Annotated in this window: 28 protein-coding genes and 1 tRNA gene; 17 read left to right on the top strand and 12 right to left on the bottom strand. The window is 66.7% G+C overall.

The genetic code is table 11. The features are described 5' to 3' along the window. From AC5O77_RS06580 to AC5O77_RS06565, 4 genes are all read right to left on the bottom strand, one after another. Entirely contained in the window at window positions 1–684 is a 684-nt protein-coding gene (locus AC5O77_RS06580) for a YjbF family lipoprotein (protein ID WP_232460631.1), read from the bottom strand. 1 nt (window position 685) lies between these two features. After that, complete coding sequence (locus AC5O77_RS06575; protein WP_049436285.1) at window positions 686–1795, bottom strand: polysaccharide biosynthesis/export family protein; 1110 nt, start codon at window positions 1793–1795, stop codon at window positions 686–688. A gap of 80 nt (window positions 1796–1875) precedes the next feature. Further along, complete coding sequence (locus AC5O77_RS06570; RefSeq protein WP_125428093.1) at window positions 1876–2217, bottom strand: hypothetical protein; 342 nt, start codon at window positions 2215–2217, stop codon at window positions 1876–1878. A gap of 84 nt (window positions 2218–2301) precedes the next feature. Beyond that, window positions 2302–2976 (bottom strand): phosphatase PAP2 family protein, encoded by a 675-nt coding sequence (locus AC5O77_RS06565; RefSeq protein WP_478057206.1) that lies wholly within the window; start codon window positions 2974–2976, stop codon window positions 2302–2304. Between the two features lie 82 nt (window positions 2977–3058). Between AC5O77_RS06565 and AC5O77_RS06560 the strand changes: the two genes are divergently transcribed. Continuing rightward, window positions 3059–3135, top strand: a tRNA-Arg gene (locus AC5O77_RS06560). A 36-nt stretch (window positions 3136–3171) separates the two neighbouring features. On the opposite strand, the gene AC5O77_RS06555 is transcribed toward AC5O77_RS06560, so the two are convergent. Beyond that, window positions 3172–4062 carry a dihydrodipicolinate synthase family protein gene (locus AC5O77_RS06555; protein WP_478057207.1) on the bottom strand — a complete coding sequence of 297 codons (891 nt, stop codon included), beginning with the start codon at window positions 4060–4062 and terminating at the stop codon, window positions 3172–3174. Window positions 4063–4179: 117 nt separating this feature from the next. Between AC5O77_RS06555 and AC5O77_RS06550 the strand changes: the two genes are divergently transcribed. Next, complete coding sequence (locus AC5O77_RS06550; RefSeq protein ID WP_494506629.1) at window positions 4180–4644, top strand: GNAT family N-acetyltransferase; 465 nt, start codon at window positions 4180–4182, stop codon at window positions 4642–4644. A gap of 7 nt (window positions 4645–4651) precedes the next feature. On the opposite strand, the gene AC5O77_RS06545 is transcribed toward AC5O77_RS06550, so the two are convergent. Beyond that, window positions 4652–5209 (bottom strand): GNAT family N-acetyltransferase, encoded by a 558-nt coding sequence (locus AC5O77_RS06545; RefSeq protein ID WP_478057208.1) that lies wholly within the window; start codon window positions 5207–5209, stop codon window positions 4652–4654. A gap of 144 nt (window positions 5210–5353) precedes the next feature. Between AC5O77_RS06545 and AC5O77_RS06540 the strand changes: the two genes are divergently transcribed. Beyond that, window positions 5354–6247 carry a helix-turn-helix domain-containing protein gene (locus tag AC5O77_RS06540; RefSeq protein WP_478057209.1) on the top strand — a complete coding sequence of 298 codons (894 nt, stop codon included), beginning with the start codon at window positions 5354–5356 and terminating at the stop codon, window positions 6245–6247. Here AC5O77_RS06540 and AC5O77_RS06535 read toward each other — a convergent pair. After that, on the bottom strand, window positions 6195–7025 hold the full coding sequence (locus AC5O77_RS06535) for a universal stress protein (protein ID WP_049398529.1): 831 nt from the start codon (window positions 7023–7025) through the stop codon (window positions 6195–6197). The two genes, AC5O77_RS06540 and AC5O77_RS06535, sit on opposite strands and share 53 nt — an antisense overlap. A gap of 171 nt (window positions 7026–7196) precedes the next feature. Here AC5O77_RS06535 and AC5O77_RS06530 point away from each other — a divergent pair, with 171 nt between their 5' ends. Beyond that, window positions 7197–7763, top strand: a complete 567-nt coding sequence (locus tag AC5O77_RS06530) for a TetR/AcrR family transcriptional regulator (RefSeq protein WP_071228897.1) — start codon at window positions 7197–7199, stop codon at window positions 7761–7763. A gap of 31 nt (window positions 7764–7794) precedes the next feature. On the opposite strand, the gene AC5O77_RS06525 is transcribed toward AC5O77_RS06530, so the two are convergent. Together AC5O77_RS06525 and AC5O77_RS06520 are read right to left on the bottom strand one after the other, a co-directional pair. Beyond that, entirely contained in the window at window positions 7795–8154 is a 360-nt protein-coding gene (locus tag AC5O77_RS06525; protein ID WP_010482617.1) for a response regulator, read from the bottom strand. Then, window positions 8144–9307: a two-component system sensor histidine kinase NtrB gene (locus AC5O77_RS06520; RefSeq protein ID WP_049421339.1), complete on the bottom strand. Its 1164-nt coding sequence runs from the start codon at window positions 9305–9307 to the stop codon at window positions 8144–8146. The genes AC5O77_RS06525 and AC5O77_RS06520 overlap by 11 nt, the downstream gene beginning before the upstream one ends. Before the next feature lie 152 nt (window positions 9308–9459). Between AC5O77_RS06520 and AC5O77_RS06515 the strand changes: the two genes are divergently transcribed. From AC5O77_RS06515 to AC5O77_RS06495, 5 genes are all read left to right on the top strand, one after another. Then, window positions 9460–12570: a response regulator gene (locus AC5O77_RS06515; RefSeq protein ID WP_494506578.1), complete on the top strand. Its 3111-nt coding sequence runs from the start codon at window positions 9460–9462 to the stop codon at window positions 12568–12570. Continuing rightward, the gene (locus AC5O77_RS06510) at window positions 12567–13391 is read left to right on the top strand and encodes a CheR family methyltransferase (RefSeq protein WP_494506577.1); all 825 of its coding nucleotides are present in this window, start codon (window positions 12567–12569) and stop codon (window positions 13389–13391) included. The genes AC5O77_RS06515 and AC5O77_RS06510 overlap by 4 nt, the downstream gene beginning before the upstream one ends. Continuing rightward, complete coding sequence (locus AC5O77_RS06505; protein WP_049398526.1) at window positions 13391–13966, top strand: chemotaxis protein CheB; 576 nt, start codon at window positions 13391–13393, stop codon at window positions 13964–13966. The genes AC5O77_RS06510 and AC5O77_RS06505 overlap by 1 nt, the downstream gene beginning before the upstream one ends. Beyond that, window positions 13963–15096 carry a hybrid sensor histidine kinase/response regulator gene (locus AC5O77_RS06500; protein WP_494506576.1) on the top strand — a complete coding sequence of 378 codons (1134 nt, stop codon included), beginning with the start codon at window positions 13963–13965 and terminating at the stop codon, window positions 15094–15096. Before AC5O77_RS06505 ends, AC5O77_RS06500 begins: the two co-directional genes overlap by 4 nt. A gap of 83 nt (window positions 15097–15179) precedes the next feature. After that, entirely contained in the window at window positions 15180–15608 is a 429-nt protein-coding gene (locus AC5O77_RS06495) for a BLUF domain-containing protein (RefSeq protein WP_032127425.1), read from the top strand. A 3-nt stretch (window positions 15609–15611) separates the two neighbouring features. On the opposite strand, the gene AC5O77_RS06490 is transcribed toward AC5O77_RS06495, so the two are convergent. Next, a complete protein-coding gene (locus tag AC5O77_RS06490) occupies window positions 15612–15932 on the bottom strand; it encodes an ArsR/SmtB family transcription factor (RefSeq protein ID WP_071228893.1) in 321 nt (106 codons plus the stop codon). A gap of 86 nt (window positions 15933–16018) precedes the next feature. Here AC5O77_RS06490 and AC5O77_RS06485 point away from each other — a divergent pair, with 86 nt between their 5' ends. From AC5O77_RS06485 to AC5O77_RS06475, 3 genes are all read left to right on the top strand, one after another. Next, entirely contained in the window at window positions 16019–16456 is a 438-nt protein-coding gene (locus AC5O77_RS06485; protein ID WP_478057212.1) for a YeeE/YedE family protein, read from the top strand. After that, window positions 16453–16863, top strand: a complete 411-nt coding sequence (locus tag AC5O77_RS06480; RefSeq protein ID WP_494506575.1) for a DUF6691 family protein — start codon at window positions 16453–16455, stop codon at window positions 16861–16863. The genes AC5O77_RS06485 and AC5O77_RS06480 overlap by 4 nt, the downstream gene beginning before the upstream one ends. 67 nt (window positions 16864–16930) lie before the next feature. Further along, window positions 16931–17983: a linear amide C-N hydrolase gene (locus AC5O77_RS06475; RefSeq protein ID WP_494506574.1), complete on the top strand. Its 1053-nt coding sequence runs from the start codon at window positions 16931–16933 to the stop codon at window positions 17981–17983. On the opposite strand, the gene AC5O77_RS06470 is transcribed toward AC5O77_RS06475, so the two are convergent. Beyond that, window positions 17980–18759, bottom strand: a complete 780-nt coding sequence (locus AC5O77_RS06470; protein ID WP_494506573.1) for a DUF6491 family protein — start codon at window positions 18757–18759, stop codon at window positions 17980–17982. The two genes, AC5O77_RS06475 and AC5O77_RS06470, sit on opposite strands and share 4 nt — an antisense overlap. Before the next feature lie 81 nt (window positions 18760–18840). On the opposite strand from AC5O77_RS06470, the gene AC5O77_RS06465 reads away from it, so the two are divergent. Both AC5O77_RS06465 and AC5O77_RS06460 read left to right on the top strand, forming a co-directional pair. Continuing rightward, window positions 18841–19539, top strand: a complete 699-nt coding sequence (locus AC5O77_RS06465) for a helix-turn-helix domain-containing protein (RefSeq protein WP_049462025.1) — start codon at window positions 18841–18843, stop codon at window positions 19537–19539. Window positions 19540–19699: 160 nt separating this feature from the next. Beyond that, a complete protein-coding gene (locus AC5O77_RS06460) occupies window positions 19700–20650 on the top strand; it encodes a DMT family transporter (RefSeq protein WP_049462024.1) in 951 nt (316 codons plus the stop codon). Window positions 20651–20665: 15 nt separating this feature from the next. Here the strand turns inward: AC5O77_RS06460 and AC5O77_RS06455 are convergent, their stop codons facing one another. Further along, a complete protein-coding gene (locus AC5O77_RS06455) occupies window positions 20666–20980 on the bottom strand; it encodes a hypothetical protein (protein WP_494506572.1) in 315 nt (104 codons plus the stop codon). Window positions 20981–21007: 27 nt separating this feature from the next. Here AC5O77_RS06455 and thrA point away from each other — a divergent pair, with 27 nt between their 5' ends. Genes thrA through thrC form a run of 3 tightly spaced genes read left to right on the top strand, consistent with a single transcriptional unit; the run spans window position 21008 to window position 25739 of the window. Further along, window positions 21008–23512: a bifunctional aspartate kinase/homoserine dehydrogenase I gene (gene thrA, locus AC5O77_RS06450; RefSeq protein WP_494506571.1), complete on the top strand. Its 2505-nt coding sequence runs from the start codon at window positions 21008–21010 to the stop codon at window positions 23510–23512. Beyond that, entirely contained in the window at window positions 23509–24423 is a 915-nt protein-coding gene (locus AC5O77_RS06445; protein WP_201118982.1) for a homoserine kinase, read from the top strand. Before thrA ends, AC5O77_RS06445 begins: the two co-directional genes overlap by 4 nt. Window positions 24424–24452: 29 nt before the next feature. Beyond that, on the top strand, window positions 24453–25739 hold the full coding sequence (gene thrC, locus AC5O77_RS06440; RefSeq protein WP_478057219.1) for a threonine synthase: 1287 nt from the start codon (window positions 24453–24455) through the stop codon (window positions 25737–25739). Window positions 25740–25896: the final 157 nt, after the last annotated feature.

The following is a 25896-nucleotide window of genomic DNA, read 5'->3' as shown; positions in this document are numbered from 1 at the left end:
TCAATCCTTGGCCGTGCGATAGGGTTTGAGCTGGGTCAGTTCTGCGACGCGACCGGGCGCCAGATGCTGTCGGCTCTTCCAGATGAAGCCGGTGGCTGGGTCTGCCCAGTAGACATTGCGGCCACTCATGCCGCCGCCCTGCAGCTGTTCGTCGAACCGCTGCAGGGTTCGGCGCGAACCAAGGATGTCCACCTGCTCCAGTGCACCCCTGCTAAGGGTGCCGGTCACGGCGACGTCGACCTGGTAGGCGGGCACCCAGTCGTAGCGGCGCTGCACGCTCACGGGCGTGGTCACGCCCCTCAGGTCATCAAAAGGTGACGGACCGATGATGCGGGCACGCCATTGCTGTCCCAGACCGCTGCCGCCCAGAAGCAGGCCATGGTGGTCCATCTCGAACACCGCGTGTGTACCTGCGAACCACTGCTGTCGGCCCGCATCGACGTAGCCCAGTACTGCCACGGCGACGATGTCAGGTGTGTCCACCTGCATCTGCGGGAAGCGGTTGTTGGCCACGCCTTCTGCGGTCGCCTGTGCCGGGCGATGGGTGATTAGCCGGAAGGTATCCACTGTGGAGCGGCTGCCGGTGGTGCACCCGGTGAACAGCAGGGCGGCGGCGATGGCCAGCAACAGCGCGCCATGGGCGCGATGTGCCGGGCAGTGGCAGGCCGCATCCATGCGAGCCATGTCAGTTGTCCTTGATTTCGGTTCCGGTACGCGCCGCGTTGTACAGGATATTGGTGAAGGGCAGCAGCTGATTCACAAAGCGATTCCAACGGCTGACGCCGGCTGCGCCAACAAATACCACGTCCCCTGGCTGCAGATGGAACTGACTACCAGCGGCAAACGCGGTCGGCGAGCGCGCCTCCAGCTGATAGACCATCGAGGGCTCCTGCTGCAGATCCGTGCTGCCGCGGATGACATACACGGCGTTGCCGTTTGCGGTCTGTTGAAGCAGGCCGCGAGCACGGCCGAGTGCCTGGTTCAGCGAGACATCGCCAGTGCGGAAGCTGTAGGCGCCGGGCTGATTGACTTCGCCCACCACGAAGATCTCTTTGCGATCAAGGTAGGGCACGAAGATGGAGTCGCCATCCTTGAGGAGCAATTGGCGGCCGCCAAACTCGCGGGCCAGGGTTTCCAGATTGATCGTGTAAGTGGTGCCTTCCCGGCTGAGCTGGATGCCGGACAAGTCGGCTTGCTGGTTGTCCAGTCCGGATTGGCTGATCGCATCCGCCAGCGTCAGCGGCGAGGTGCCCAGAGCAATCGGCGAGGATCGCTGGGCAGCGCCTGTCACCCAGACTCGCTGGCTGCCATAGGTGAGGACGGATACGTCCACTTGCGGCGATTCCACGTACTTGGCCAAGCGGGTGCTGATCTCCTCGCGGAGCTGCATCGGCGTCTTGCCTGAGGCTGTGACCTTGCCGATGTACGGGTAGAACATCGTGCCGTCACTCTGCACAAGGCGCCCTGCCAGAGCACCCTGTTGCTGGGGGCCGGCCGGCACGGTCAATTCCGGGTGATCCCATACGGTGACATAGAGAATGTCGCCGGCGCCGACCGTGTACGGTGCAGGCTGATAATCGAACAGTGCAGCTGGGAGTGAATTCTGCGTCCGCGCGGCGTTTTCCTGCGCGATCAGCTTCGGCGTGATGGTGACGATTTCCAGCTGACCATCGCCGCTCTTGCGGTCAACGGCGACGTCGCTGCGGCGCAGGTGCTGTCCCGGCGCAAGCGCACAGCTGGACAGTGCCAGTGCGGTCAACGCAGCGGCAAGAAGGCGAGGGGTGATGTTGTTCATGGGAATGAGAGTCTGGCAGGCATAAAAAACCCCCGCCGGGCCGCGCCCGGCGAGGGCCTGAGTGGTACGCGGTGCGCTGATCAGCCGCCGGTGCCGCCCGTACCGCCGGTGCCGCCCGTACCGCCGGTGCCACCCGTACCAGGGCCGCCCGGACCCGGGCCGCCCGGATCAGTGCCGCTGCCGCCGTCATTGCTGCCGCTCGTGCTGTCGCCGCCGATGCTGTAGGCAACGGCAGCGGCGGCCACGCCGATTACGGTGGTGCCCACGACTGCAGCGGTCGAGATGCCAGCAGCTTCTGCGCCGGCAACTTCAGCCGCAGTAGCCTCCGTGCCGGCCGTAGCCTGCGCTTCCTGCGCGAAACTCATCATCGGGGAGGCGGACAGGGCCGCCAGTGCCACAACTGCGATCGTCTTCTTGAACATGGGAGGCCTGCTCCGTCAGGGGAAATTCCTTTCACATATTCTGCGGATGAACCCTTGCTGTCAAGATTTGTGAAAACTCCGTGTCTAATGATGGCTTCTGTCTGGCGACGAATGGCCGCGTAGATTCTGGCGCTCGAATGCCTGCGCGCGGCCGGACAGTGTCTTCGCAGCGGCCTTCACGAGGTCATGAGTGTGTAAATCTGCGAGCAATATCGGCGTGGTCATGGCGGCGGCAATGGCCAGCAACGCGGCGCGGCCATGCACCGCCAGGATGTTGCCCAGCGTCTGTCCGCGACGCAGCACCCAAGCCGACGCAGCCAGGCCGAGGCTGAGTCCTATGATGATCTCGGAGGGGGAATGGGCCCGCAAAGGCAGTCGAGAGTATCCGATCGCGACTGCAAGCCCCGCGCCAGCGACGGCCCAGGCCCGCAAGTGTCGGCTGCGGCCGCTGGCCAGCAGCCATAAGGTCACGGGATAGAGCACGCTGGACATGGCGGCATGCCCGGAGATGCCGGTGAAATCCAGATGCTCCAACCCGAAACCCCAGCCCATGAAGGCGATCTTGCTGGCAAGAGTGGTCGCGGCGACCACAGTGATGGCCACGGCCCAGCGCCACAGCAGGTGGCGGTGAGAGGTTGGCAGGAACAATGCGAGTACAGTGGCAAGCGGAAACAAGGCGCGGCTGTCGCCGAGTGCAGACAGGCTCTCCCAGAAGGTCATCATGCGGCGACGATATAAGTGCAGCGGGTAGATGCGCACAGAATACTGATGCTGGGCGTCCTGCAGAACGCCCCGCGCTTGGTCCATTCAGCCAGACGAGGTATCCTTTCCCGCTGCCAATGGCCCCGTAGCTCAGCTGGATAGAGCGTCCCCCTCCTAAGGGGAAGGTCGCCCGTTCGAATCGGGCCGGGGTCACCATCCGGCACTGCTGCATTGCAGCCGCTGGCGGGTGTTCTACAACAACCCCAACCCACCCAGCACCGCCGCCACCTCCTCGCGCTCGCCACCACGCAGCCCCTGCAATGGCAACGGCAGGCAGTCCTCGCCGCACAACCCCAGCAGGATCGCCGCGCAGGCCATGACGCGAATCCCGCCAAAGCGGTCATACAGCGACCACAGCGGCGCCAGTCGTACGGACTGGGCAATCGCACCCTCCTCATCGCCGTTTCCCACGGCCCGCACGATCTGCAGCGCAACCTCTGGGAACAGCCCTGCTGTCACCGAGTACCAGCCATCACATCCCGCCAGCAGACCACGCACCGCCGAGGCGTCGCCACTGACGCCCAGCGTCACATGCGAAGGGACGCTGGCGCGCAATGCCGCGACACGTGTGGCAGCCTCAACCGGATCATCAGCGAGGCGCGGAATCTTGATCGAAGCGATGTTGGGCAGCGCGGCGATCCGGCCATGCAAGGCATCGGAGAAGCGGAAGTGCGTGGTGCCCGGGTTGTCGTAGACGCAGATCGGTGTACGCACCGCCGCACAGACGGTTTCAAACAGACCATACACCTCATGGTCCTTCAGGGGCTGGTAGGACACGGGCGCGAGTAGCAGACCCGCTGCACCGGCATCTTCGGCATCCAGGGCCAGCTCCAGCACATCCCGGGTGCGTAATGCACCGATGCCGGCGATGACCGGTACGCCTCCGGCGTGTGCCAGGGCTTCGCGCAACACGCGCTTGCGTTCATGCGCCTGCAGATAGGCATAGCTGCCGGTAGAGCCAAGGACGCCCATCGAATCAACACCGGAATCGACCAGGCGCTCGACCAGGCCGGTAAACGCACGAAAGTCGATACCTGCTTCAGAGAGCGGGGTCAGTGGAAACGCGCTGAGGCCTTTGAACATGGGATCTCCCGAGAGGGGAATGGGCTGGACGCCTGGCATTGTTTATTGTCCTATGACAAAACTCAAGTGCCGTCCTGCAGTGTGTCTGCCCAGTGCAAATGGCGCACCATGAGCGTCATGGAACCGAACCTCTACGCTGTCCAGCCTTCGCACTACGCCACCATCGCCGGCTGGCTTGATTCCGCCGCGGCCACCCAGCGCTGGGCGGGCCCCGGCGTGCCGTTTCCCTTGCCGCCGGAACGGTTCGCGCAGGTGCTCAAGCTCGCGGCGCGGCCGGGCTGGGCACTGCTGGACGAGCAGGACCAGTGCCTGGGCTTTGGCCAGTACTGGATGACCGACGCCGGCACCGCGCACCTGGGCCGCATCATTGTTTCCCCGCTGGCACGCGGGCGCGGCCTTGGCCGGCTGCTCATGCAGGCCTTGAGTGCACAGGCCATGTGCGAAGCCGGTGTGCAGTGCCTCACGTTGCGTGTCTATCGTGACAATACGGCCGCAGTGGCCCTGTACCGCGATCTCGGTTTCCAGCAGGTCGAAGCGTCCTCGACGCCAGAACTTCTGTTCATGCAGCGAACGCTGGCCTGAACTCTGCTCAGGCCGGCGAGGTGGCCTGCAGGGCACACCATTGTTCTCGGGTGATGCGGCTGATGTGCTCGGTCCGATAGTCGCCGAGGAAGCTGTTGAACTTGTTGATTTCGGTGTGGTGATGCTGGAAACCGCATTTGCTTTGCGCGGCCAGCGATTGCAGGTTGTCGGCGAAGTAGCCGCACCACAGTGCGTCCAACTCCAGGTCCATGAAGGCGTGCCGCATCACTTCGCGCACCGCTTCGGGCACCAGTCCGCGGCCCCAGTACGGAACGCCGATCCAGTAGGCGATCTCGCCTTCGCGGTCACTGATCTCGAAGTTGCTGTCAGCGCCGATCAGGATGCCGACGCAGCCGATCGCGTGGCCGTCCTCGCGGCTCTGCAGGGCGTAGACCTCTGGCCGGTTGAAGACGGTGCGGATGACTTCGGTACTTTCCTCGATGCTGGTGTGCACCGGCCAGCCAGCGATCGGCCCCACCCGCGGGTCGCGGGCGTATTCGTACAGATCAGCAGCGTCGGTGTCGCGCCAAGCGCGAAGAATCAAGCGTTCGGTGTACAGCTGCATGGCAGTTCCAGAAGAAGAAAGGACGTTCAGACTAGGCCCCGGAGCATCGCGGGCACAGGGCGGGACCTTGATGATTTCGGTACTTTTCGAAACATGCCACGAAGGCCCGCTATGCTGTGTCCCGGAATCCAGTAGGAACGGCCCATGGACCGCATACCCCAGCTTCTGGATCAGGACGAATCCATGCGCCTGGAGGTCAGCACGCTGGCCGAAGGGCAGGGCGTCCCGTTGTCGTTCGGCCACGCTTATCTGGCGGTGCTGGTATGCGTATCGGGGCGCGCACGCTTTGCACTGAACTTCCGCGAGGTAGCGGTGCAGCGGCACGATGTGCTGGTGCTGGCAGAGGACACGCTGGCGCTGCTGCGGCAGCGCTCACGCGGCTTTCTGGCGGTGGTCTGCCTGATGCCCAAGGCGCTGGCATCGGAGGTGGCCTATGTGCTTCCCAATGCACTGTTCAAGTTCCTGCACGATCAGCCCCACTGCGTGCCGTCGCCGCTGGACGTGCCGCTGCTGCAGGGCTGGCTGCAGCAGTTGATGGATGCGCAGCACAATGGCGGCCGCTATCGTCACGTGATGCTGCGCAACCTGCTGCAGACGTTCTTCCTCAAATTCGCAACGCTGTTGCCGGCGCGCAGTGTGGCCGTGGCGCAGGTCAGCCGACGCGAGCGCTTGGCCTGGAATTTCTGGGAACTGGTCGGTGAGCGCAGCACGCGCCAGCGCGACGTGCAGTCCTATGCCGACGCGCTGTGCATCACCCCGTTCTATCTTTCGCAGCTGACCCGCGAGTGCTTCGACGAAACGCCAAAGGCGTTGATTGATCGCCAGGTGGTGCTGGAAATCAAGGCGCTGCTGACCTACAGCGAATTGCCGATCGGTCGCATCGCCGAGCGACTGTGCTTCGAGGATGCGTCCTACCTGTGCCGCTACTTCCGGCGGCACACCGGGCAGTCGCTGACCGGCTATCGCCGGGCAGGGCAGGGCGATACTAGTGCGACACGAACAAGGGCGCCGGTACTTCGGCCAGCAGATCCTCGGTGACCCCGCCGAGCACACGCTCGACCACCCGGCTGCGGCTGTAGGGGCCCAGCACCAGCAGGTCGGCGTCGGCATCGAGCACGTGCTGGCGGATGGTCGCGGCAACGCCGCCCTGGCTTGAACTGATCGCCTGGATCTCTACTTCGACGCCGTGCCGCGCCAGGTGCTGGGCCATCTCGGCGCCAGGTGTGGCCTCGGCCTTGGGCGTGTCGACCATCAGCAGGTGCACCGCTTTCGCACGTGCGAGCAGCGGCAACGCATCGGCTACCGCACGACGTGCCTGCTTGCTGGCATTCCAGGCCACCACGATGCGATGGCCGACCTGGTCGCCTTGCCAATGTGGTGGTACCAGCAGCATCGGCACGCCGGTCTGGCGCAGCGTTCCCAGCGGGTGCCAGCCAGAAGGGGCGCCGGGAGTACGCGGATAGCCGGCGATGATCAGGTCGCAGTACAGCGACTGCAGGGCCAGGTCGGCGCCGCCGAGATAGTCCGAGACGATGCGCAGTTCGGTGCTGATCTGCAGCGGCTCGGACACGGCACGCAGGTTCTGCATCAGCTGCGCGGTGCAGGCGGCATCCGCACGCGCCTCATGGTCGAGTGCGGCGGCGATGCCGGCACCGCGCGCGAAGCCGTTGGCGATGTCGGTGGGATGCTGGGCGGTGGAGACCGCGACCAGATGGGCCTGCTGTGCCTGCGCCAGATGGGCGGCGATGTTGAGAACGCGGTCCCCGGTGTCGCTGGCGTCGAACAACACAGCGATATCGCGTAGTGGATGCAGCATGGCGTTGTCTCCTTCGATGCCTGTGACGCGTTCCCTGCCGTGCACCGACCCGGGTGCACCGGACGCATCCCTGTTTTAGCGCATCGGTGATCCGAATGAATCATCTTTGATTCAGTTTATTAATTGGTGATTCATGCTAGCGTGAGGGCGAACCCATACCTCAGCGCTTTCATGCGACCTGCCGCAGCACGCACCCGCCGCGACCTGCCCCATGCGCTGGCGGCCACCCTGGTCAGCCATCCACGCTGCACCCTCAGCGAACTCGCGCGCGGGGCCGGTATCAGCCGCGCGACCCTGTACCGGTTTGCGCCCACCCGGGAGGCGATCGACGAGGCACTGTTCGCGGCCGGCTTCGAGCGCGTGGAAGCGGCGGCGGTCTGGTTCGATGAGGGCGGTGATGCGCGCCACGTGCTGGAGCAGGTCACCGCCACGCTGCTGGCGGACTGGGAGCTGGTAACGCTGCTGTTCGCGCGGATGATGGAAGAGCAGCAGCGCCAGGGTGACCTGCATCTGCTGCCGGAGCGCTGGGCGCCGATCGGCGAGCGCTTCGAGGCCTTCTTCCTGCGTGGTCAGGCGGCCGGAGAGTTCAACGTTGGTTTCACCGCAGTGTGGCTCGCGGACTTCTACTGGACCTGCTTCTACGGCATCACCTGGTCACTGGCGCGCGGTCGGCTGGCGCCGGCAGCGGCAGCCTCTACGTTGCTGGCTTCGTTCCAGCGGGGGGCGATGACGGGTTGACCGCAGGGCCCTGCTGCCGGGGCACCGTGGATTACGCCTGCTTCAACAACTGCACCAGCTGGCGCAGGCGGTACGGCTTGGGCAGGAATTCCACCTGTTCCGGCAGGGGCGGCAGCTGCGAGCGCGCATAACCGGACGACAGGATCATCCGCGCCTGCGGCTGTTCGCGCGCCACATGCTCGCTCAGTTCGATGCCGGACATGCCGTTGGGCATGCTGACGTCACTGAACACCACGTCGAAACGCGCTTCGCCCTTCAGCAGGGCGGCGGCCTCATGCGCATCGGCGGTCGTGGCCACGTCGATGCCGAGGTCGCGCAGGGCCAGGCCGATCATTTCACGCAGATCGGTCTGGTCTTCCACCATCAATACGCGGATCGGGTCATCGGTCATCGGCAGGGTCCTCCATTGCGGGGAGCAGCAGGCTGACCGTGGTGCCGACACCTGGCGTGGTGGACACGTCGACGAAGCCGCCGCTCTGGGTAGTGAATCCGAACACCTGGCTCAGGCCCAGGCCGCTGCCTTTGCCGATGTCCTTGGTGGTGAAGAACGGCTCGGTCGCCCGTTCGGCGATGTCGGCCGCCATCCCGTGGCCCTCATCGCAGACGCTGAGGGTGACATAGCCACGTTGCAGCGTGGAGTCCGCATCCGGGTCGAGGCGATGCTCCAGCGCGGTGCCGATCAGGATGCGGCCGCCTTCAAGGGTAGCATCCGCGGCATTGGCGACCAGATTGGCCAGCGCCGTCTGCAGCTGCAGCGCATCGGTGTTGATCGCAGGCAGGCCGGGCGCCAGCTGGGCATCCAGCACCACCGTGGGCGGGCAGGCGCGTTGCAGGTCCGGCAGCCACTGCCGTATCAGCGCATTGATATCCAGTGGTTCGCGGATCAGGGTCTGGCCGGTGCTGAAGGCCAGCAGCTGGCGGGTCAGCAGCGCACCACGATCGGTCGCGGTCTGCGCCGCATCAAGCAGCTCGGCGGCGCGTGCATCGTCACCGTTCACGCGCAGGGACAGCAGGTCCAGGGCGTTGCCGATGGTGGTCAACAGATTGTTGAACTCGTGCGACAGGCCGCGGCTGAGGCGGCCGACGGTCTCGAACTGTTGGGTATTGCGCAGTGCACGCTGGGCATCACGCAGCAGCCGCTGTGCCTGCCACTGCTCGGTGATGTCGCGGGTGATCTTGACGAAGCCGAGCAGCTCGCCTGCTTCGACGACCGGCTCGATGACCACGCTGGCACGGAAAGACGAGCCATCGCGGCGCACCCGCCAGCCTTCACTGGCGACGTGACCGTGCTGCGCTGCGAGGCGGAGCAGGCGCTGCGGTTCCCCGGCTTCGCGATCGGCAGCCAGATAGAAACGGCCAAAGTGCGTGCCGACCACTTCATCGGCTGAATAGCCCTTGATGCGCTCCGCGCCCGGGTTCCAGCTGCAGACGATGCCATCAGGATCAAGCAGGTACAGCGCATGGTCGCGCACGCTGTCGATCAGCAGTCGCAGTTGGCGGGAAGGGTCCGTCAGCACGGACGTCGTAGAAGCAGCTGCGTCCACGTGGAAATGAGCATTACCCCTGGGAGGGACGTGAAGCTAGGCAGTGCAGTGTGAAGAGTGCGTGCAGGCGCGGCACGTGCCAATGGTCCTGTGCGGCTGAATACGACACGGAGTACCATCACCCACCCTTTAGTGCTCTGGAACCGACCTGCATGCGTCCTGGTGCGACTACGCGTGACCGCTGGATCTGGATGACCTCCGCCGTACTGCTGGCAGCGACCATTGCGTTGGAACTGGTGGTTCCGCTGGGCTACGCCGTCTGGCTGGCGTACTTCCTCGCTGTCGGCGTCACGCTGTTCCAGCGCAGTGCACGCGCGCCGTTCATCGTGGCCGTCGTCGCCTGCATCCTGTTGATCATCGGCTACAACGTTGCCCCGGCCAGCTCCAACTCGGCGTTCTCGTTCGTCAACCGCAGCATTGGCGGGTGTGCGTTCCTGATGATCGCGCTGATCGTCTCCCGCGCCATCCAGGCGCGGCGCGACGCGATGCGGGCGCTGTGGCTGCAGGAGGCCGAGAACGCGGTGGCGATGAGCCTGCGCGGTGATCTGGGTCCGGAGCAGATCGCCGAGGCGGCGGCAACCAGCCTGGCGGCTCAGCTGCAGGCGGACGTCGCCGCCGTCTACCGTCTGGAAGGGGGAAGACTGCAGCTGACCGGCGGTCTGGCGTTGCCGTCCGGCATGCCGGCGTCGCTGGCATTGCAGGAGGGCGTGGCCGGGCAGGTGGCACGCGACGAACGCATCCGCCACCTGCATGGGGGTGATGATGCGGTGCTTGAGCTGCAGACCAGCCTGGGGCGGTTGCCGGTGCGCGAGCGCATCCTGGCGCCGATCAGCAGCGATGGCGCGGTGGTGGGCATCATTGAACTGGGACGCACCCGCGCCGGCGAACAGGATCGACTCGATGTCGAGCTGCTGGAGCGCTGTGGCGAGACCATCGGCATGGCGCTGCGTGCCTCGCTGCTGCGCGCACAACTGGTGGTGCTGCTGGAGGAATCGCAGCGCCAGGGCGAGGAACTGCAGGCCCAGCAGGAAGAGCTGCGCGTGGCCAATGAGGAGCTGGAAGAGCAGAGCCGCAGCCTGCAGCACTCGCAGACCCATCTGGAAGAGCAGCAGGCCGAGCTGGAACAGAGCAACGTCCAGCTGGAAGAGCGCACCCACGAGCTGGAAGCGCAGAAGCAGGCGCTGCTGGTCGCGCAGAGCCAGCTGGTGCGCAACAGCAACGAACTGGCCGCCACCTCGCGCTACAAGTCCGAGTTCCTGGCCAACATGTCGCATGAACTGCGCACGCCGCTGAACAGCTCGCTGATCCTGGCCAAGCTGCTGGCCGACAACAAGGACGGCACGCTCACCGAAGAACAGGTGAAGTATGCGCGCGCGATCCTGTCGTCCAACAATGATCTGCTGGCGCTGATCAATGACATCCTGGACCTGTCGCGCATCGAGGCCGGCCACGTCGAGCTGGCCGATGAAGTGGTGGTGACGGGCAGCGTACTGCAGCGCCTGCGCGAGACCTTCGAGCCGATGGCGCGGCAGAAGGGCCTGGCCCTGCAGATCGAGGCCGATGCGCTGGCCCCCAGCCAGCTGGTGGTCGACAGCCAGCGCCTGCAGCAGATCCTGAAGAACCTGCTGGCCAATGCGGTGAAGTTCACCGAGCATGGGAAGGTCAGCCTGCACGTGCGTGCGGGCGGTCAAGGACGCATCCGTTTCGAGGTCTGCGACAGCGGTATCGGCATTGCCCGCGAGCAGCTGCAGGTCATCTTCGAAGCCTTCCGCCAGGCCGATGGCAGCACCCGCCGCCGCTACGGTGGCACCGGCCTGGGCCTGTCGATCTCGCGCGATCTGGCCGAGCGCATGGGTGGCAGCATCCAGGTCGACAGTGAACCGGGTCGCGGCAGCTGTTTCATCCTGGAACTGCCGTTGCAGGGCGCGCCGGTTTCGGAACCGGGCGAAGTGCCTGCCGCCGCCTCAATAGCGCCTGCGCCGCAGCCTGCGCCGCCGATCGCTGCGCGTACCCCTGTCGCACCGACCGTTGCATCCGTGGCGCCCGTCACCGCCAGCGTGGCCGATGACCGCGGCCGTCGCCAACGCGCCGGCCGCTTGATCCTGGCCGTCGAGGACGACGCCACCTTCGCCGAAGCGCTGGTGGCCCTGGCCCATGAACTGGACTTCGACTGCGTGGTGGCCGGGACTGCCGAAGAGGCGCTGACCCTGGCCAGCGAACTGCGCCCGAACGGCATCCTGCTCGATATCGGCCTGCCGGACGTGTCCGGCCTGAGCGTGCTGGAGCGCCTGAAGCGCAACCCCGATACCCGGCATATCCCGGTGCACGTGGTTTCGGCGATGGACCGCAGCCAGGTGGCGCGCGAGCTGGGTGCGATTGGTTTCGCGATCAAGCCGACCACGCGCGAGCGGCTGGTGACGGCCATCGAACAGCTGGAACAGACCAGCCAGCGCGACGTGCGGCGCCTGCTGATCGTCGAGGACGACAGCGAGCTGCGCCACAACCTGGAACTGTTGCTGGGCCGTGATCAGCTGCAGATCGTTGCAGTGGGAACGCTGGCCGGCGCGCTGGAGCAGCTCAGCACGGTCACCTTCGACTGCATGGTGATGGACCTGTCGCTGCCCGACGGCAGCGGCTACGACCTGCTCGAGCACATGGCCGGCAACGATGATGTCGGCTTCCCGCCGGTGATCGTCTATACCGGTCGCGCGCTCGGCCGCGAGGAAGAGCAGCGCCTGCGCCGCTATTCGAAGAGCATCATCATCAAGGGCGCGCGTTCGCCCGAACGCCTGCTGGATGAGGTCACCCTGTTCCTGCACAGCGTGGAAGCCAGCCTGCCCACCGACCAGCAGCGCCTGCTGCGCGAGGCCCGCCGTCGCGACACCGTGCTCGATGGCCGTACTGTTTTGCTGGCCGAGGATGACGTACGCAACATCTTCGCGCTGTCCAGCGTGCTTGAGCCGCTGGGCGTGACGCTGGAGATCGCGCGCAACGGCCAGGAAGCGGTGGATCGCCTGGCCGAGCGCGAGGTCGACCTGGTGCTGATGGACATCATGATGCCGGAGAAGGACGGCCTGGCCGCGATGCGCGAGATCCGCGCGCAACGTCACCTGCAGGACCTGCCGATCATCGCGCTGACCGCCAAGGCCATGCCCGATGACCGCGAGCGTTGCCTGCAGGCCGGTGCCAACGACTACATCGCCAAGCCCATCGACGTCGACAAGCTGGTCTCGCTGTGCCGGGTCTGGTGCTCGCGGCAATGAACGAACAGGCGTTGTTCGACCTGGAACTGAAGGTCCTGCTGGAGGCGCTGTACCAGCGCTACCACTACGATTTCCGCAGCTATGCGGTGTCGTCGCTGCGCCGGCGCATGCGCCAGGCGATGCAGCGCTATGAGTGCGAACGGCTGGTCGACCTGCAGTACCGGCTGCTGCACGAGCCGGAGCTGTTCGCCCAGGCCATGCAGTTCTTCACCGTGCAGGTCTCGGAGATGTTCCGTGATCCAGCGTATTTCCGTGAACTGCGCGAGCAGGTGGTGCCGGTACTGCGCACCTATCCCTCGGTGAAGCTGTGGGTGGCTGGTTGCAGCACCGGTGAGGAAGTGTGGTCGCTGGCGATCCTGCTGCATGAGGAAGGTTTGCTTGATCGCAGCATCGTCTATGCCACTGACATCAATCCGGCCGCGTTGGCCACCGCCGAGGCGGGCGCCTATGGTATCGACCGGATGGCCCAGTTCAGCCGCAACTACCTGGCGGCCGGTGGCACGGCGTCGCTGTCCGACTACTACGCCACGGCCTACGACGGCGCGGTGTTCGACCGCCAGCTGCGTCGCAACGTGGTGTTCGCCGACCACAGCCTGGCCACCGATACCGTGTTCTCCGAAGTGCACCTGGTGTCGTGCCGCAACGTGCTGATCTATTTCAACCGCGACCTGCAGGACCGCGCCGTCGGCCTGTTCCGCGAAGCGCTGGTGCACCGGGGCTTCCTCGGTCTTGGCAGCAAGGAATCGCTGCAGTTCGGGTGCCACCATGACGCCTTCGAGGTCTGTTCGCGCGAGCACCGCCTGTACCGGAGGGTGGCCTGATGGCGCTGCCGGCGCGTCCTGCCGTGCTGGTGATCGGCGCGTCTGCCGGTGGCGTGGCGGCCCTGCAGGCGGTACTCGGTGCGCTGCCGGCGACGCTGCAGGTGCCGGTACTGGCCGTGCTGCACCTGCCGCGTGACCGCACCAGCCGCATCGCCGAGGTGCTGGCGCCGTACTGCGCGCTGCCGGTGCGTGAAGCCGAGGACAAGCAACCGCTGCGGCCGGGCACGGTGACGTTCGCGCCGCCGGATTACCACCTGCTGGTGGAGGACGAGGGGGCGGTGGCGTTGTCGGTGGATGCGCCGGTGCTGTTCTCCCGTCCGGCCATCGATCCGCTGTTCGACTCCGCTGCTGCGGTGTTCGGCAGGCGGGTATTGGCCCTGCTGCTGACCGGTGCCAGCAGTGATGGAAGCGAGGGCGTTGCCGCCGTGCGCCGTGCCGGTGGCCGTGCCTGGCTGCAATGTCCCGAGGAAGCCGAAGCGTCGATGATGCCGGCCTCCGCCCTGCAGTACGCCGGCGCCGATGCCGTGCTGCCCCTTGAACTGATGTGTCGTCGCCTGAAGGAGTTGTTTGCATGAACCTGCTGCCACCGGACCCTGCGCAGTCGCAGTCCCCGGTCAACCTGCTGATCGTCGATGACGTGCCGCAGAACCTGGTGGCCATGCAGGCGCTGCTGCAGCGCGACGGCGTGAATCTGCTGCTGGCCGGTTCCGGCGCGCAGGCGCTGGAGCTGCTGCTCGAGCACGAGGTGGCACTGGCCCTGCTGGACGTGCACATGCCGGAGATCGATGGCTTCACCCTGGCCGAACTGATGCGCGGTTCGCATCGCAGCCGCGACGTGCCGATCATCTTCCTGACCGCCTCCCCGGATGATCCCCTGCGCGTGTTCAAGGGCTACGAGAGCGGTGCGGTCGATTTCCTGCACAAGCCGGTGGCGCCGCAGGTGATCCTGAGCAAGGTCAACGTCTTCATTGAGCTGTACCAGCAGCGGCAGCTGCTGAAGGCGCGCAACGAGGCGCTGGAACGCGCGCTCAAGCTCAACGAAACAATGGCGGCGGTGCTGACCCACGACCTGCGCACGCCGCTGTCGGCGATCCTGCTGTGCAGTGACAAGCTGGCGCTGGAGATCCCGCAGGACAATGCGGGTGCGCAGCAGACCCTGCAGTACCTGGAGGCCAGCACCCTGCGCATGGCACGCATGGTCGAACAGCTGCTGGACTTCTCGCGGATCCGCAGCGGTGGCCTGCGCCTGCAGGCCAGTGCCTGCGATCTGGCCGACGTGACCCGCGCAGTGGTGGCCGAAGCGGGCAGCGCGCATGGCGCGGACCGGATCCATCTGGACATGCACGGCGATACGCGGCTGCAGGGCGATCTGGACCGTCTCGGCCAGGTTGCCGCCAATCTGGTCGGCAACGCGCTCACCCATGGCAGCGAGGCGAGGGTGGAGGTGGACGGGCGCGATCCGCGCAGCGTGATGCTGCGGGTCAGCAATGCCGGCCGGATCGACGACGCGCTGCTGCCGCGGCTGTTCGAGCCGTTCAAGGCCAGCTTCCACCAGAGCAAGGGCCTGGGGCTGGGCCTGTATATCGTCGATCAGTTCGTGCGCGCGCACGGAGGGCGCATCGCAGCGCGCAACGAGGCCGGGCAGGTGGTGTTCGAAGCCCTGCTGCCGAGACGCGCAGAAGGGCTGCCTGCAGCGGCAAACTGAATTCTTCAGGAAACATCCACGGGCACTGAGACGGACTCGTCCGCAACTGCTACCGTGGGTGTACATCTTGTCAAGGAAGCACCATGCCACTGCGTGCCATCGCCTACGTCAGCCAGGCGTTGCCGGATCTTTCCGCTGAACGGTTGCAGGCGCTGGTCGACGATGCCGCCCGCTTCAACAAGATGGCGGGCGTGACCGGTGTGCTGCTGCATGACGGCGGGCGATTCCTGCAGTACATCGAGGGGCCGCCGGACGGTATCGATTCGGTGTACGAGCGCATCCTGCAGGCCGGCAGCCATGTCGACATCATCGAGCTGGCGCGCGGCCGCCTGGGCCAGCGTCAGTTTCCGTACTGGTCGATGCGCGCGTTGCCGGTGGATGCGGCGCTGCTGCGCCAGCTGTCGGCCAGCGACTGGTCGGGTTTCAGCCGGGCGCTGGAAGGTGATCGTTCGGCGCCGACCCCGGTGGATCTGCTCGACAACGTCGTGCAGCCCGCCCTGCACGCCGGCTGAGCGTCAACGCGAAGTGCCGCCACAGTAGGCGGCATGCAGCGCCTGCAGCACGCCCAGTGCGGGCCCTTCAATCACGCGGTAGTGGATGGCCTGCGCTTCGCGACGCGTCGCGACGATATCCAGTTCGCGCAACACCGCCAGATGCTGTGACAGCGCCGATGCGCTGAGGCCGGTCAATGCCTGCAGTTCCGGTACTGGTGCCTCACCTTCGACCAGGCGGCACAGCACGCGCAGCCGCGCAGGATGGGCCAGGCTCTTAAGCAGCGTTGCAGCCTCGGCGGCGTGTTCGGCCATGGCGGCGCTGTCGAGCGGGGTGCGGGCCATGGTTGACCTTTTTGTTTAGAAGTGTCTAATTTAGATAAATCTAAATCAAAGGGCAATCCCATGAGCGGCGTGAAAGAGGGCAGGGCATGAACCTGCCATGGACTGCGGTGGCTGGCGGTGCGCTGATCGGCGCCGCCGCGGTGTTGCTGCTCGCCACTGTCGGGCGCGTGGCGGGTATCAGCGGGATCGCTGCGGGCAGCCTGCGTGCAGCGAAAGGTGAGCGCGGCTGGCGCTGGGCATTCCTGCTGGGGCTGCTCGCAGCAGCGGGGCTGGTGCTGTGGTGGCAGTCGCTGCCCGAGGCCTCGCCACGTGTGCTGCTGCGCGATGCCTTGCCCGCCTGGCAGTTGATCGGCGCCGGCCTGCTGGTGGGCTTCGGCACGCGCCTGGGGAGTGGTTGTACTAGTGGTCATGGCGTCTGTGGCATGGCCCGCGGCTCGAAGCGCTCGCTGCTGGCAGTGCTGGTGTTCATGGCCTGCGCGATGCTGACCACGTTCCTGGTCCGTCACGGCGGAGGCCTGGCATGAGCCGCGCGGTCGTGGCCGCGGTGGCAGGCGCGCTGTTTGGCGCGGGGCTTGCGCTCTCGGGGATGACCGACGCGCGTCGCGTACTCGGCTTCCTCGATGTGGCCGGTGATTTTGATCCGACGTTGATGTGGGTGCTGGGCTCGGCACTGCTGGTCAGTGCCGTCGGGCAGCGTTGGGTACTGCGACGCGCGCAGCCGTGGTTCGCACTGCGCTTCCAGCTACCCAGTGCACGTGATGTCGATGCTCGCCTGCTGCTGGGTGCTGCACTGTTCGGTATCGGCTGGGGATGGGCCGGTTATTGCCCTGGACCGGCCATCGCCGGGCTGGCCGTCGCATCGCGTGAAGCGCTGTGGTTCGTGCCTGCCATGGTGGTGGGCTTCTGGCTGCACGATCGCTTCGTGCGCTGAGGCTTCACCCCTGTGTCACCATGGATCGGGTCAGATCGACGGACCACGGGGAAAGGAGCGTAACGACATGGCACGGATGAAGTGGAAGGGAAAGGCAATGCTGGCCATGGCGCTGGCATCTGCGATCACGCCGGCACTGGCCTGCACGCGTGCGGTGTATCGGGGCGACAACGGCGATGTGATCACCGCGCGCTCGATGGACTGGAAGGTCGATGTGGCGACCAACCTCTACGTGTTGCCGCGTGGCATCGCACGCACCGGCCTGGCCGGTCCGAAGTCGCTGGCCTGGACTGCGCGCTACGGCAGCGTGGTGGCCACCGGCTACGACGTGTCGACCACCGATGGCATGAACGAGAAGGGCCTGGTGGCCAACCTGCTGTGGCTGGTGGAATCGGAGTATCCGCAACAGCGTGGCAACAAGCCGGGACTGGCGATCTCGCTGTGGGCGCAGTATGTGCTGGACAATTTCGCCACCGTGGACGAGGCGGTCGCGGCGCTCAAGCGTGAGCCGTACTCGATCGTCACCGACAAGGTGCCGGGCGAAGACCGCCAGGCGACGCTGCACCTGTCGATGTCCGATGCCACCGGCGACAGCGCCATCGTCGAGTACATCGGCGGTCGCCAGGTGATTCACCATGACCGGCGCTATCAGGTGATGACCAACTCGCCGATCTTCGAGCAGCAGCTGGCCCTCAACAGTTACTGGCAGCAGATCGGTGGCACGGTGATGCTGCCGGGCACCAATCGCTCCGCCGATCGTTTCGCGCGCGCCTCGTTCTACATCAACGCCATTCCCAAGGCCGAAGATCCGGTGGAGGCGCTGGCCAGTGTGTTCAGCGTGATCCGCAATGCGTCGGTGCCGTATGGCATCACCACGCCGGGTGAGCCGAACATCTCATCCACGCGCTGGCGCACGGTGGCCGATCACAAGCGGCGGCTGTACTTCTTCGAGTCGGCGTTGACCCCGAACACCTTCTGGGTCGATCTGAACAAGGTCGATTTCGGCGGCCAGGTGCTCAAGCTCGATCTTGGCAAGGACCAGCGCAACACCTTTGCCGGCGATGCACTGGGCCAGTTCGTGCCCAGCGCACCGTTCACCTTCCTTGGCGTCGACGGTTAGTTCGACGCCTGGCTGGAGGCCGGGTAGACCGCCTGGATCGTGCAGCTGCCGCGGGTGTACTGCGGCAGTGGGGCGATGCTTTCACCGCGCAGATCGTCTGTCTCGAACTCGGCAGTCATGATCCGATCGCCGGGATTGCCACAGATCAGGCCGTTCTGCAGGCCCGAGTGGAAGCTCAGCTGCGGCGCACGGTCGAGCTGGCGGCAGTGGCTGCCGAGTTCGACCCGGTAGTAGCGGTGGCCGCCATTGCGGCGCGGATTGGTCTCCACCAGCATGCCCTGCGGGTCGGATGACCAGGCACGCACGTTGCGGGTGGCAAAGCAGTACGACGGTGAGCCGCCGAAGCTGCGGCGGATTTCCCTGCGCTCGCGGATGGTCACGGCGGGCAGGGTAGCCGTGCGCAGGCGGTCGCTGTCGCGGGCGACGCTGGCGTAATCGCGATCCTGCAGCGGGGTGACCGCGGTGATGCCGCAGTGGCGGCCGTCGACCACGACGCGTTCGCTGGGGCGACCACAGGCCCAGCCGGCAGGTGCTTCCAGCTTCAGCGAGGTAGCACCGCGGACGCCGGGACAATCTTCGTTGAAGTCGATCCGATAGGCCTGACCGGAGGCGGCGCGCAGTGCGATCGAGCGCGGTGATGCCTGCTCCACTTCCTGCACGCCGACCGCGTCCATGCAGTGCGGGGCCGGGGGCGTACGCTCCTGTGCGGAGACCGAAGCTGCGAGCGCCAGGCCGAGGCTGCTGGCGAGCACCAGTGACACCTGCCGATGGGCCATGTCCTGCACTCCCTGCGTTGGATGACGGATCGACTATAGCAGCGGTTTGCACGGCCGTTGCTACACGCGCACACTGCCCGGATGGGCGCCATCTTCCATCTGCGGCACTACGGCCAGGCCACCGGCCTGGACCGCCATGACTACGCGCAGTGGGTGCTGCCGCTGCAGGGCGAACTGCACTTCGAGATGGAAGGCCGCGGTGGTCGCCTCGACCTGCTGCAGGGGGTTTTCGTTGCGGCCGGCGAAGCGCATGACCAGATGGCCGATGGCCCGAACGGTTTCGTGATCGTCGATTGTCCTCCCGGCGTGCTTGATGACGGCACGCAGGAGCATCTGTGCCGGCAGCGCTGGCTGCACCTGCCGCATGCGCTGCGACAACGCCTGGCGGGCGTGCAGGACGGGCAGCCGATGCCAGCCCTGCTGCCGCAGCTGCTGCAGGTATTTGCACCGGCCGGCAGTGGCGCGCGCATGCAGGGACTGTGTGCGGCAGTGCAGGCCGATCCGGGCCAGGCGTGGCCGGTGGCGCGCATGGCCGCGTCTGTCGGGGTCAGCGAGAGCCGGTTGCACGCGCTGTTCCAGCGTGAGTTCGGGCTCAGTCCGCAGGCCTGGCTCAGTGCAAGCCGGTTGCGCTGGGCCAAGCACCAGCTGCGCACCAGCACGGCGCCGATCAGTGATATCGCGCTGGCCGCAGGCTATTCCGAGCAGAGCGCACTGACCCGCGCGCTGCGCCGTGAGTGTGGGCAGACCCCCGCCGCGTGGCGCAGGAACGCCGGACTGTAGCGTCGAGCCATGCTCGACGGCTTCTGCACCGACCACCTCGCGAACGGCAGTCGAGCATGGCTCGACGCTACAAAGGCGGGAGGGCAGTAGCCTCGGTCAAGAGCGCCCAGCGGCCAGCGCTTACACTGCGCGGCCTGTTCTCTCCCCCCGAAGAACCCGAATGCGCAACAACCCGATGGCCCTGGGCATCGCCAATGGCGTTGCCGCTGGCGCGCTGTGGGGCGTGGTCTTCCTCGCGCCCGCCGTGCTGCAGTCGTTCAATGCACTGCAACTGTCGGCCGGCCGCTATCTGGTCTACGGTCTGATCGCCGTAGCCCTGCTGCTGCCGCGCTGGAAGCGGCTGGCACCACGGCTGGGCCGCGCCGAGTGGATCGGCCTGTTGTGGCTGAGCCTGGCCGGGAACCTGGTGTATTTCCTGCTGCTGGCGACGGCGGTGCAGTGGGCCGGCGGTGCGGCGGCGTCCTTGATTGTCGGCCTGATTCCGGTGGTAGTAACCCTGGTCGGTGTGCGCGAGCAGGGCGCGGTGCCGCTGAAGCAGCTGCTGCCGGCACTGGGCCTGTGCGTGCTGGGCGTGGCACTGGTTGGCTGGGAAGCACTGATGTCTGAGCACCTCGCGACACCGTGGCGGCAGCGCCTGATCGGCCTGCTGTGCGCGTTCGGCGCGCTGTTCTCGTGGGCGTTGTACTCGATCGGCAACAGCCGCTGGCTGGCGCGCCGACCGGATCTGTCCAGCCACGACTGGTCGCTGCTGACCGGTGTCACCACCGGCGGCCTGGCTCTACTGCTGGTGCCGATGGCCTTCATCGGCCACACCGGCGGGCACACGGCGGCGCAGTGGAGTGGTTTCTGGGCGATCAGCGCGGGTGTGGCGGTGGTCGCCTCGATCCTTGGCAATGCGTTCTGGAACCGTGCCAGCCGCCTGCTGCCGCTGACCCTGACCGGCCAGATGATCGTGTTCGAGACCCTGTTCGCGTTGCTCTACGCATTCGCCTGGCAGCAGCGCTGGCCCTCGCTGCTCGAAGCGCTGGCGATCGTGTTCCTGGTGGCCGGCGTGATGCTGTGCGCGCATGCGCATCGCACGCCCCGCGCGATCGCCGAACATGCCGGCTGAATGCGGTCGTCAAGCTTACTGATGGCCGCTTTGTCTCAGATGCAACCAAATGCCGGCATGTTGGCCGATGATCGCGGCAACGACTTTTTGCACCGCAGCACTTGACAGCGGCCCGGCGCACGGTGTTTTCTGTGCGTCATGTTTCTTGATGCCGCCCACGCCAGCCTGATCGCCCCCGCTACTGCGGGCCGTTCTACTGCGCCGGTCGCCACCACCACCATTACCACCACCACCGTCACCACTGCCCTGGTGCGGCCCGTCGTCTTCGTGTAACTCCCGAAAACCACGGCCCCGCACCATACAGGTGGCGGGGAAACTCGACACCTGCATGCGACGGGGCCTCCTACCGAGGTCTGCATGTCTTCCCACGCCCCCGCTCATCCCGTTGCCCCGGCCGATCTGGCTGCACCGTCCATCGTCGTGCACAAGTTCGGCGGCACGTCGGTGGCCGATGCCGAACGCTACCGCCATGTTGCTGGCCTGCTGCTGGCCCGCCCCGAATCGCTGCAGGTCACTGTCGTCTCGGCGATGAAGGGCGTCACCGACGCACTGATCGATCTGGCCCAGCTGGCAGCCAAGGGGGACGAAGGCTGGCGCGAGGCCTGGCATGCGCTGCGCGCGCGCCATCGTGGCGCCGCTGTGGCGCTGCTGGGCGAGCAGGTGGGCGAGACCGTCGAATGGATCGACGCCCGCTTCGATCAACTGGCCGAAGTGCTGGCAGCGTTGGCGGTGATCGGCGAGCTGCCACGCGAAGTACTCGACCGCGTGCAGGGCCTGGGCGAAGTGTTTTCCGCGCAGCTGCTCGGCACGCACCTGCAGGCGCTGGGCGCAGACTGTGCAGTGCTGGATGCGCGCGACGTACTGGTGGTGGGACATGGCGAACTGGGCGTGGATGTCGACTGGGAAGCCAGCGCCGACCGCCTGGCCAAGTGGCGCCTGCAGCATCCGCAGCCACGCCTGGTCGCCACCGGCTTCGTCGCCCGTGACCGTCATGACCGCATCACCACGCTCGGCCGCAACGGCAGCGATTACTCCGGCGCGATCTTCGCCGCGCTGTTCAACGCCGATGAACTGCACATCTGGACCGATGTCGACGGCGTGCTGTCGGCCGACCCGCGGCTGGTGCCCGAGGCGGTGCAGCTGGAGTCGCTGAGCTACGACGAGGCCTGCGAGCTGGCTTATTTCGGCGCCAAGGTGGTGCACCCGCAGACGATGTCGCCGGCGATCCGCCTCGGCCTGCCGATCTTCATCCGCAATACCTTCCAGCCGGCGCATCCGGGGACGCGCATCAGCGCCGAGCGCTCGCCGCGCGGGCCGGTGAAGGGCCTGACCCTGAGCCCCGGCTTGGCCCTGCTGAACCTGGAAGGCACCGGGCTGATCGGTGTGCCCGGTACCGCCGAGCGTGTGTTTGCCGCCCTGCGTCAGGCGCAGGTGTCGGTGGTGATGATCTCGCAGGGTTCGTCGGAACATTCGATCTGCTGCGTGGTGCGTGCTGCTGAAGCCGGCCGTGGCCGCGAAGCGCTGCTGCATGCGTTCGCGCATGAGCTGTCGGTGGGCCAGGTGCAACGCGTGCAGGTCAGCGAGGGCGTCAGCGTGCTGGCCGCGGTCGGTGACGGCATGGCCGGCCAGCCCGGTGTGGCCGCACGTCTGTTCGAGGCGCTGGGCCGTGCGCAGGTGAACATCCTGGCGATCGCGCAGGGCTCGTCCGAACGCAACATTTCGGTGGCGGTGGACAGTGCCGATGCCACCCGCGCCCTGCGCGCCGCGCATGCCGGCTTCTGGCTGTCGCCGCAGACCTTTGCGGTCGGTGTGATCGGGCCGGGCAACGTCGGTGCCGCACTGCTGGACCAGTTGCTTGCCGCACGCCCGCAGCTGCTGGCCAAGGCCAATGTGGATCTGCGCCTGCGCGCGCTGGCCTCGCGTTCGCGCATGCGCCTGGAAGTGGATGGCCTGCACGCCGACTGGCGGGAGGCCTTGCGCGAAGCGGGCGAGTCCAGCGATCTGGATCGTTTCACCGAACACCTGCTGGCCGCCCACCTGCCGCATGCGGTGGTGATCGACTGCAGTGGCAGTGCCGAGGTGGCCGAGCGCTATGAGGGCTGGCTGGCGGCCGGCATCCATGTGGTCACCCCCAACAAACAGGCCGGTGCCGGGCCGCTGCCGCGTTACCAGCGCATCCGTGCTGCAGCGGCGGCCAGTGGCGCGCGTTTCCGCTACGAGGCCACGGTCGGCGCAGGCCTGCCGGTGATCACCACGCTGCGCGATCTGGTCGATACCGGTGACGAGGTGCTGGCGATTGAAGGCATCTTCTCCGGCACGCTGGCCTGGCTGTTCAACCGCTTCGATGGCAGCCAGCCGTTCTCGCAGCTGGTCGCGCAGGCGCGGTCGATGGGCTACACCGAGCCGGACCCGCGCGATGATCTTTCGGGTGTGGATGTGGCGCGCAAGCTGGTGATCCTCGCCCGCGAAGCCGGCCACGCGCTCAGCCTGGAACAGGTACAGGTGGAAAGCCTGGTGCCGGCGCTGCTGCGCGATGGCAGCGTGGATGAGTTCATGGCGCGGCTGGGTGAGTCTGATGCCAGCCTGCTGCAGCGCCTGCAGGACGCGCGGGCGCGGGGGGCGGTGCTGCGCTATGTGGCACAGCTGGGTGCCGATGGCGCCTCGGTTGGCCTGCAGGAACTGCCGGCCGATCATGCCTTCGCCAACCTGCGGCTGACCGACAACGTGGTCCAGTTCCGCACCCGCCGTTACTGTGATAACCCGCTGGTGGTGCAGGGGCCGGGCGCCGGCCCGGAAGTCACCGCGGCGGGTGTGTTTGCCGACCTGCTGCGGGTCGCGGCCGGTGAAGGAGCGCGCCTGTGATCGCACGTGCGTTCGCGCCTGCCTCGGTGGCCAACGTGGCGGTGGGCTTCGATATTCTCGGCCATGCCATTGCCGGCATTGGCGATACCGTGAGCGTGCGCCGCATCGATGAACCGCTGGTGCGCATCGAGGCGATCCGCGGCAGTGCCATTGAGTTGCCGCTGGATGCGGCTGGAAACACTGCGGGTGCAGCGTTGATGTCGCTGCGCGCAGGGCTGGGCCTGGACTTCGGTTTCGCGGTGGAGATCGACAAGGGCATTCCGTTCGGTTCCGGCATGGGCGGTTCGGCAGCGTCGAGTGTCGCGGCGCTGGTCGCCGCCAACGCGCTGCTGGATGTGCCGCTGTCGCGCGAGGCGTTGTATCCGTTTGCGCTGGATGGCGAGGCGGTGGCCAGTGGTGGCCGCCACGGTGACAACGTGGGGCCGCTGCTGCTGGGTGGTCTTGCGCTGTGCACGGCCGACCGGCTGCTGCCGATTCCGGTGCCGGCTACCTGGCACAGCCTGCTGGTGCATCCGCATGCGGTGCTGGAAACACGCCGCGCACGCCAGGCCCTGCAGGGCAGCTATGCGCTGGGCGAGTTCGTGGCGCAGAGCGCGAACCTCGCACTGGTGCTCAGTGGTTGCCATCGCAGCGATGCCGCACTGGTGCGCGCGGGACTGCGCGACGTGCTGGTCGAACCGCGACGGGCCGGATTGATTGCCGGCTTCGAAGCCGCACGTGATGCGGCGCTGTCGGCCAATGCAATGGGCGCGGGCATTTCCGGTGCCGGTCCCAGCGTGTTCGCCTGGTTCGAGGATGCCGACCAGGCGCGTACCGCCGCCACACCGGTGCAGGCCGCATTTGCAGCCGCAGGTTTCGACAGTGACGCCTGGGTGTCGCCGCTGGATGCACCGGGAGCTCGCTTGTGCTGAATCCTTCCCCTTTACTGGATACCGAACCCATGCAATTTGTTTCGACCCGCGGCCAGTCTCCGGCCGTTGGCCTCAGCGCGGCGATCGCCGCCGGATTGGCGCCTGATGGTGGGCTGTACGTTCCGCAGATGCTGCCGGCGCCACGCGAGCTACAGGCCGGGGCGACCCTGGCCGATACCGCCGCCGATCTGCTGATGCCGTTCTTTGCTGGCGACGCGCTGGAGTCTGCACTGCCATCGATCTGCCGCGAGGCGTTCGACTTTCCGGTACCGCTGCGCCCGCTGGGCGACGGTGACCATGTGCTGGAGCTGTTCCATGGGCCGACGGCGGCGTTCAAGGACATCGGCGCGCGCTTCCTGGCCGGTACGCTGTCGCGGCTGCAGGCCGGCAAGGACCGTGACCTGACCATTGTCGTGGCCACGTCCGGCGATACCGGTGCCGCCGTTGCGGCGGCGTTCCATCGCCAGCCCGGCGTGCGCGTGGTGGTGCTGTATCCGGATGGCCGCGTATCTCCGCGCCAGGCGCATCAGCTCGGTTGTTTCGGCGACAACATCCAGGCCCTGCGCGTGGCGGGTGCGTTCGACGATTGCCAGGCGATGGTCAAGCAGGCACTGGCTGACCGCGAACTGCAGGCGCAGGTGCCGTTGAGTTCGGCCAACAGCATCAGCCTGGGCCGACTGCTGCCGCAGATGAGCTACTACGCGCATGCAGCGTTGAGCCACTACGCCGCGCATCGTCGCCGGCTCAACCTGGTGGTGCCGACCGGCAACCTGGGCAATGCGATGGCGGCCGTGCTGGCGCGCGCGCTGGGCGTGCCGATCGGTCAGATCGTGCTGGCCACCAATGCCAATGCCGTGCTGCCGGTGTACTTCAATGGCGGCGACTACCAGCCGCAGGCCAGTGTGGCGACGGTGGCCAATGCAATGGACGTGGGTGCGCCGAGCAACTTCGAGCGACTGCGCTGGCTCTACCACGGCGACGACGCGGAACTGCGTGCTGCGTTCCGCGCGTTCGCGGTGGATGACGTGACCATCCGCGCGACGATTGCGGCAGCGCATGCCAGCCGCAGCGAGCTGTTCTGCCCGCACACGGCGACGGCGGTGAAGGTGCTGCAGGACCTGCGTGCACGCGGTGCCAAGGGCGACTGGGCGGTGGTGGCCACGGCGCATCCGGCCAAGTTCGAAGCCGTGGTCGAGCCGTTGATCGGCGAAGCGGTGGCGGTGCCGCCTGCACTGGATGCGTTGCTGCAGCGGCCGGCGCACGCCGAACCGCTCGCGGCTGACTATGCCGCGCTGCGCGACGTGCTGCTGCGCTGATCGGAGAGGGGCGCGGTTGCCGGCCAGCGGCCGGCACTACCCGGAAGGGGCTCTGGTACAGGCCGGCGCGGGGGCGGGCCCCCCTTCAACCCCCGAGGGGGCGGTGGAACCCAGAGCCGGGCGGCGTCGCCTCCCCCGCGCGGGGGCGCTGTCGCGC

Source organism: Stenotrophomonas sp. INTA L402-1 (assembly GCF_059295135.1).
The sequence above is the reverse complement of the archived record's forward strand: the minus strand, read 5'-3'. Positions and strand labels throughout refer to the sequence as shown.

Coding starts and splice junctions, on each gene's coding strand:
- AC5O77_RS06545 (WP_478057208.1), bottom strand. CDS start 5,209: ATGCAGCTGTACACCGAACGCTTGATTCTTCGCGCTTGGCGCGACACC.
- AC5O77_RS06525 (WP_010482617.1), bottom strand. CDS start 8,154: ATGACCGATGACCCGATCCGCGTATTGATGGTGGAAGACCAGACCGAT.
- thrC (WP_478057219.1), top strand. CDS start 24,453: ATGCAATTTGTTTCGACCCGCGGCCAGTCTCCGGCCGTTGGCCTCAGC.
- AC5O77_RS06475 (WP_494506574.1), top strand. CDS start 16,931: ATGGCACGGATGAAGTGGAAGGGAAAGGCAATGCTGGCCATGGCGCTG.
- AC5O77_RS06540 (WP_478057209.1), top strand. CDS start 5,354: ATGGACCGCATACCCCAGCTTCTGGATCAGGACGAATCCATGCGCCTG.
- AC5O77_RS06535 (WP_049398529.1), bottom strand. CDS start 7,025: ATGCTGCATCCACTACGCGATATCGCTGTGTTGTTCGACGCCAGCGAC.
- AC5O77_RS06495 (WP_032127425.1), top strand. CDS start 15,180: ATGCCACTGCGTGCCATCGCCTACGTCAGCCAGGCGTTGCCGGATCTT.
- AC5O77_RS06490 (WP_071228893.1), bottom strand. CDS start 15,932: ATGGCCCGCACCCCGCTCGACAGCGCCGCCATGGCCGAACACGCCGCC.
- AC5O77_RS06460 (WP_049462024.1), top strand. CDS start 19,700: ATGCGCAACAACCCGATGGCCCTGGGCATCGCCAATGGCGTTGCCGCT.
- AC5O77_RS06550 (WP_494506629.1), top strand. CDS start 4,180: ATGGAACCGAACCTCTACGCTGTCCAGCCTTCGCACTACGCCACCATC.
- AC5O77_RS06500 (WP_494506576.1), top strand. CDS start 13,963: ATGAACCTGCTGCCACCGGACCCTGCGCAGTCGCAGTCCCCGGTCAAC.
- AC5O77_RS06580 (WP_232460631.1), bottom strand. CDS start 684: ATGGCTCGCATGGATGCGGCCTGCCACTGCCCGGCACATCGCGCCCAT.
- AC5O77_RS06555 (WP_478057207.1), bottom strand. CDS start 4,062: ATGTTCAAAGGCCTCAGCGCGTTTCCACTGACCCCGCTCTCTGAAGCA.
- AC5O77_RS06530 (WP_071228897.1), top strand. CDS start 7,197: ATGCGACCTGCCGCAGCACGCACCCGCCGCGACCTGCCCCATGCGCTG.
- AC5O77_RS06505 (WP_049398526.1), top strand. CDS start 13,391: ATGGCGCTGCCGGCGCGTCCTGCCGTGCTGGTGATCGGCGCGTCTGCC.
- AC5O77_RS06570 (WP_125428093.1), bottom strand. CDS start 2,217: ATGTTCAAGAAGACGATCGCAGTTGTGGCACTGGCGGCCCTGTCCGCC.
- AC5O77_RS06465 (WP_049462025.1), top strand. CDS start 18,841: ATGGGCGCCATCTTCCATCTGCGGCACTACGGCCAGGCCACCGGCCTG.
- AC5O77_RS06480 (WP_494506575.1), top strand. CDS start 16,453: ATGAGCCGCGCGGTCGTGGCCGCGGTGGCAGGCGCGCTGTTTGGCGCG.
- AC5O77_RS06455 (WP_494506572.1), bottom strand. CDS start 20,980: ATGCAGGTGTCGAGTTTCCCCGCCACCTGTATGGTGCGGGGCCGTGGT.
- AC5O77_RS06515 (WP_494506578.1), top strand. CDS start 9,460: ATGCGTCCTGGTGCGACTACGCGTGACCGCTGGATCTGGATGACCTCC.
- AC5O77_RS06485 (WP_478057212.1), top strand. CDS start 16,019: ATGAACCTGCCATGGACTGCGGTGGCTGGCGGTGCGCTGATCGGCGCC.
- AC5O77_RS06510 (WP_494506577.1), top strand. CDS start 12,567: ATGAACGAACAGGCGTTGTTCGACCTGGAACTGAAGGTCCTGCTGGAG.
- AC5O77_RS06575 (WP_049436285.1), bottom strand. CDS start 1,795: ATGAACAACATCACCCCTCGCCTTCTTGCCGCTGCGTTGACCGCACTG.
- thrA (WP_494506571.1), top strand. CDS start 21,008: ATGTCTTCCCACGCCCCCGCTCATCCCGTTGCCCCGGCCGATCTGGCT.
- AC5O77_RS06470 (WP_494506573.1), bottom strand. CDS start 18,759: ATGGCCCATCGGCAGGTGTCACTGGTGCTCGCCAGCAGCCTCGGCCTG.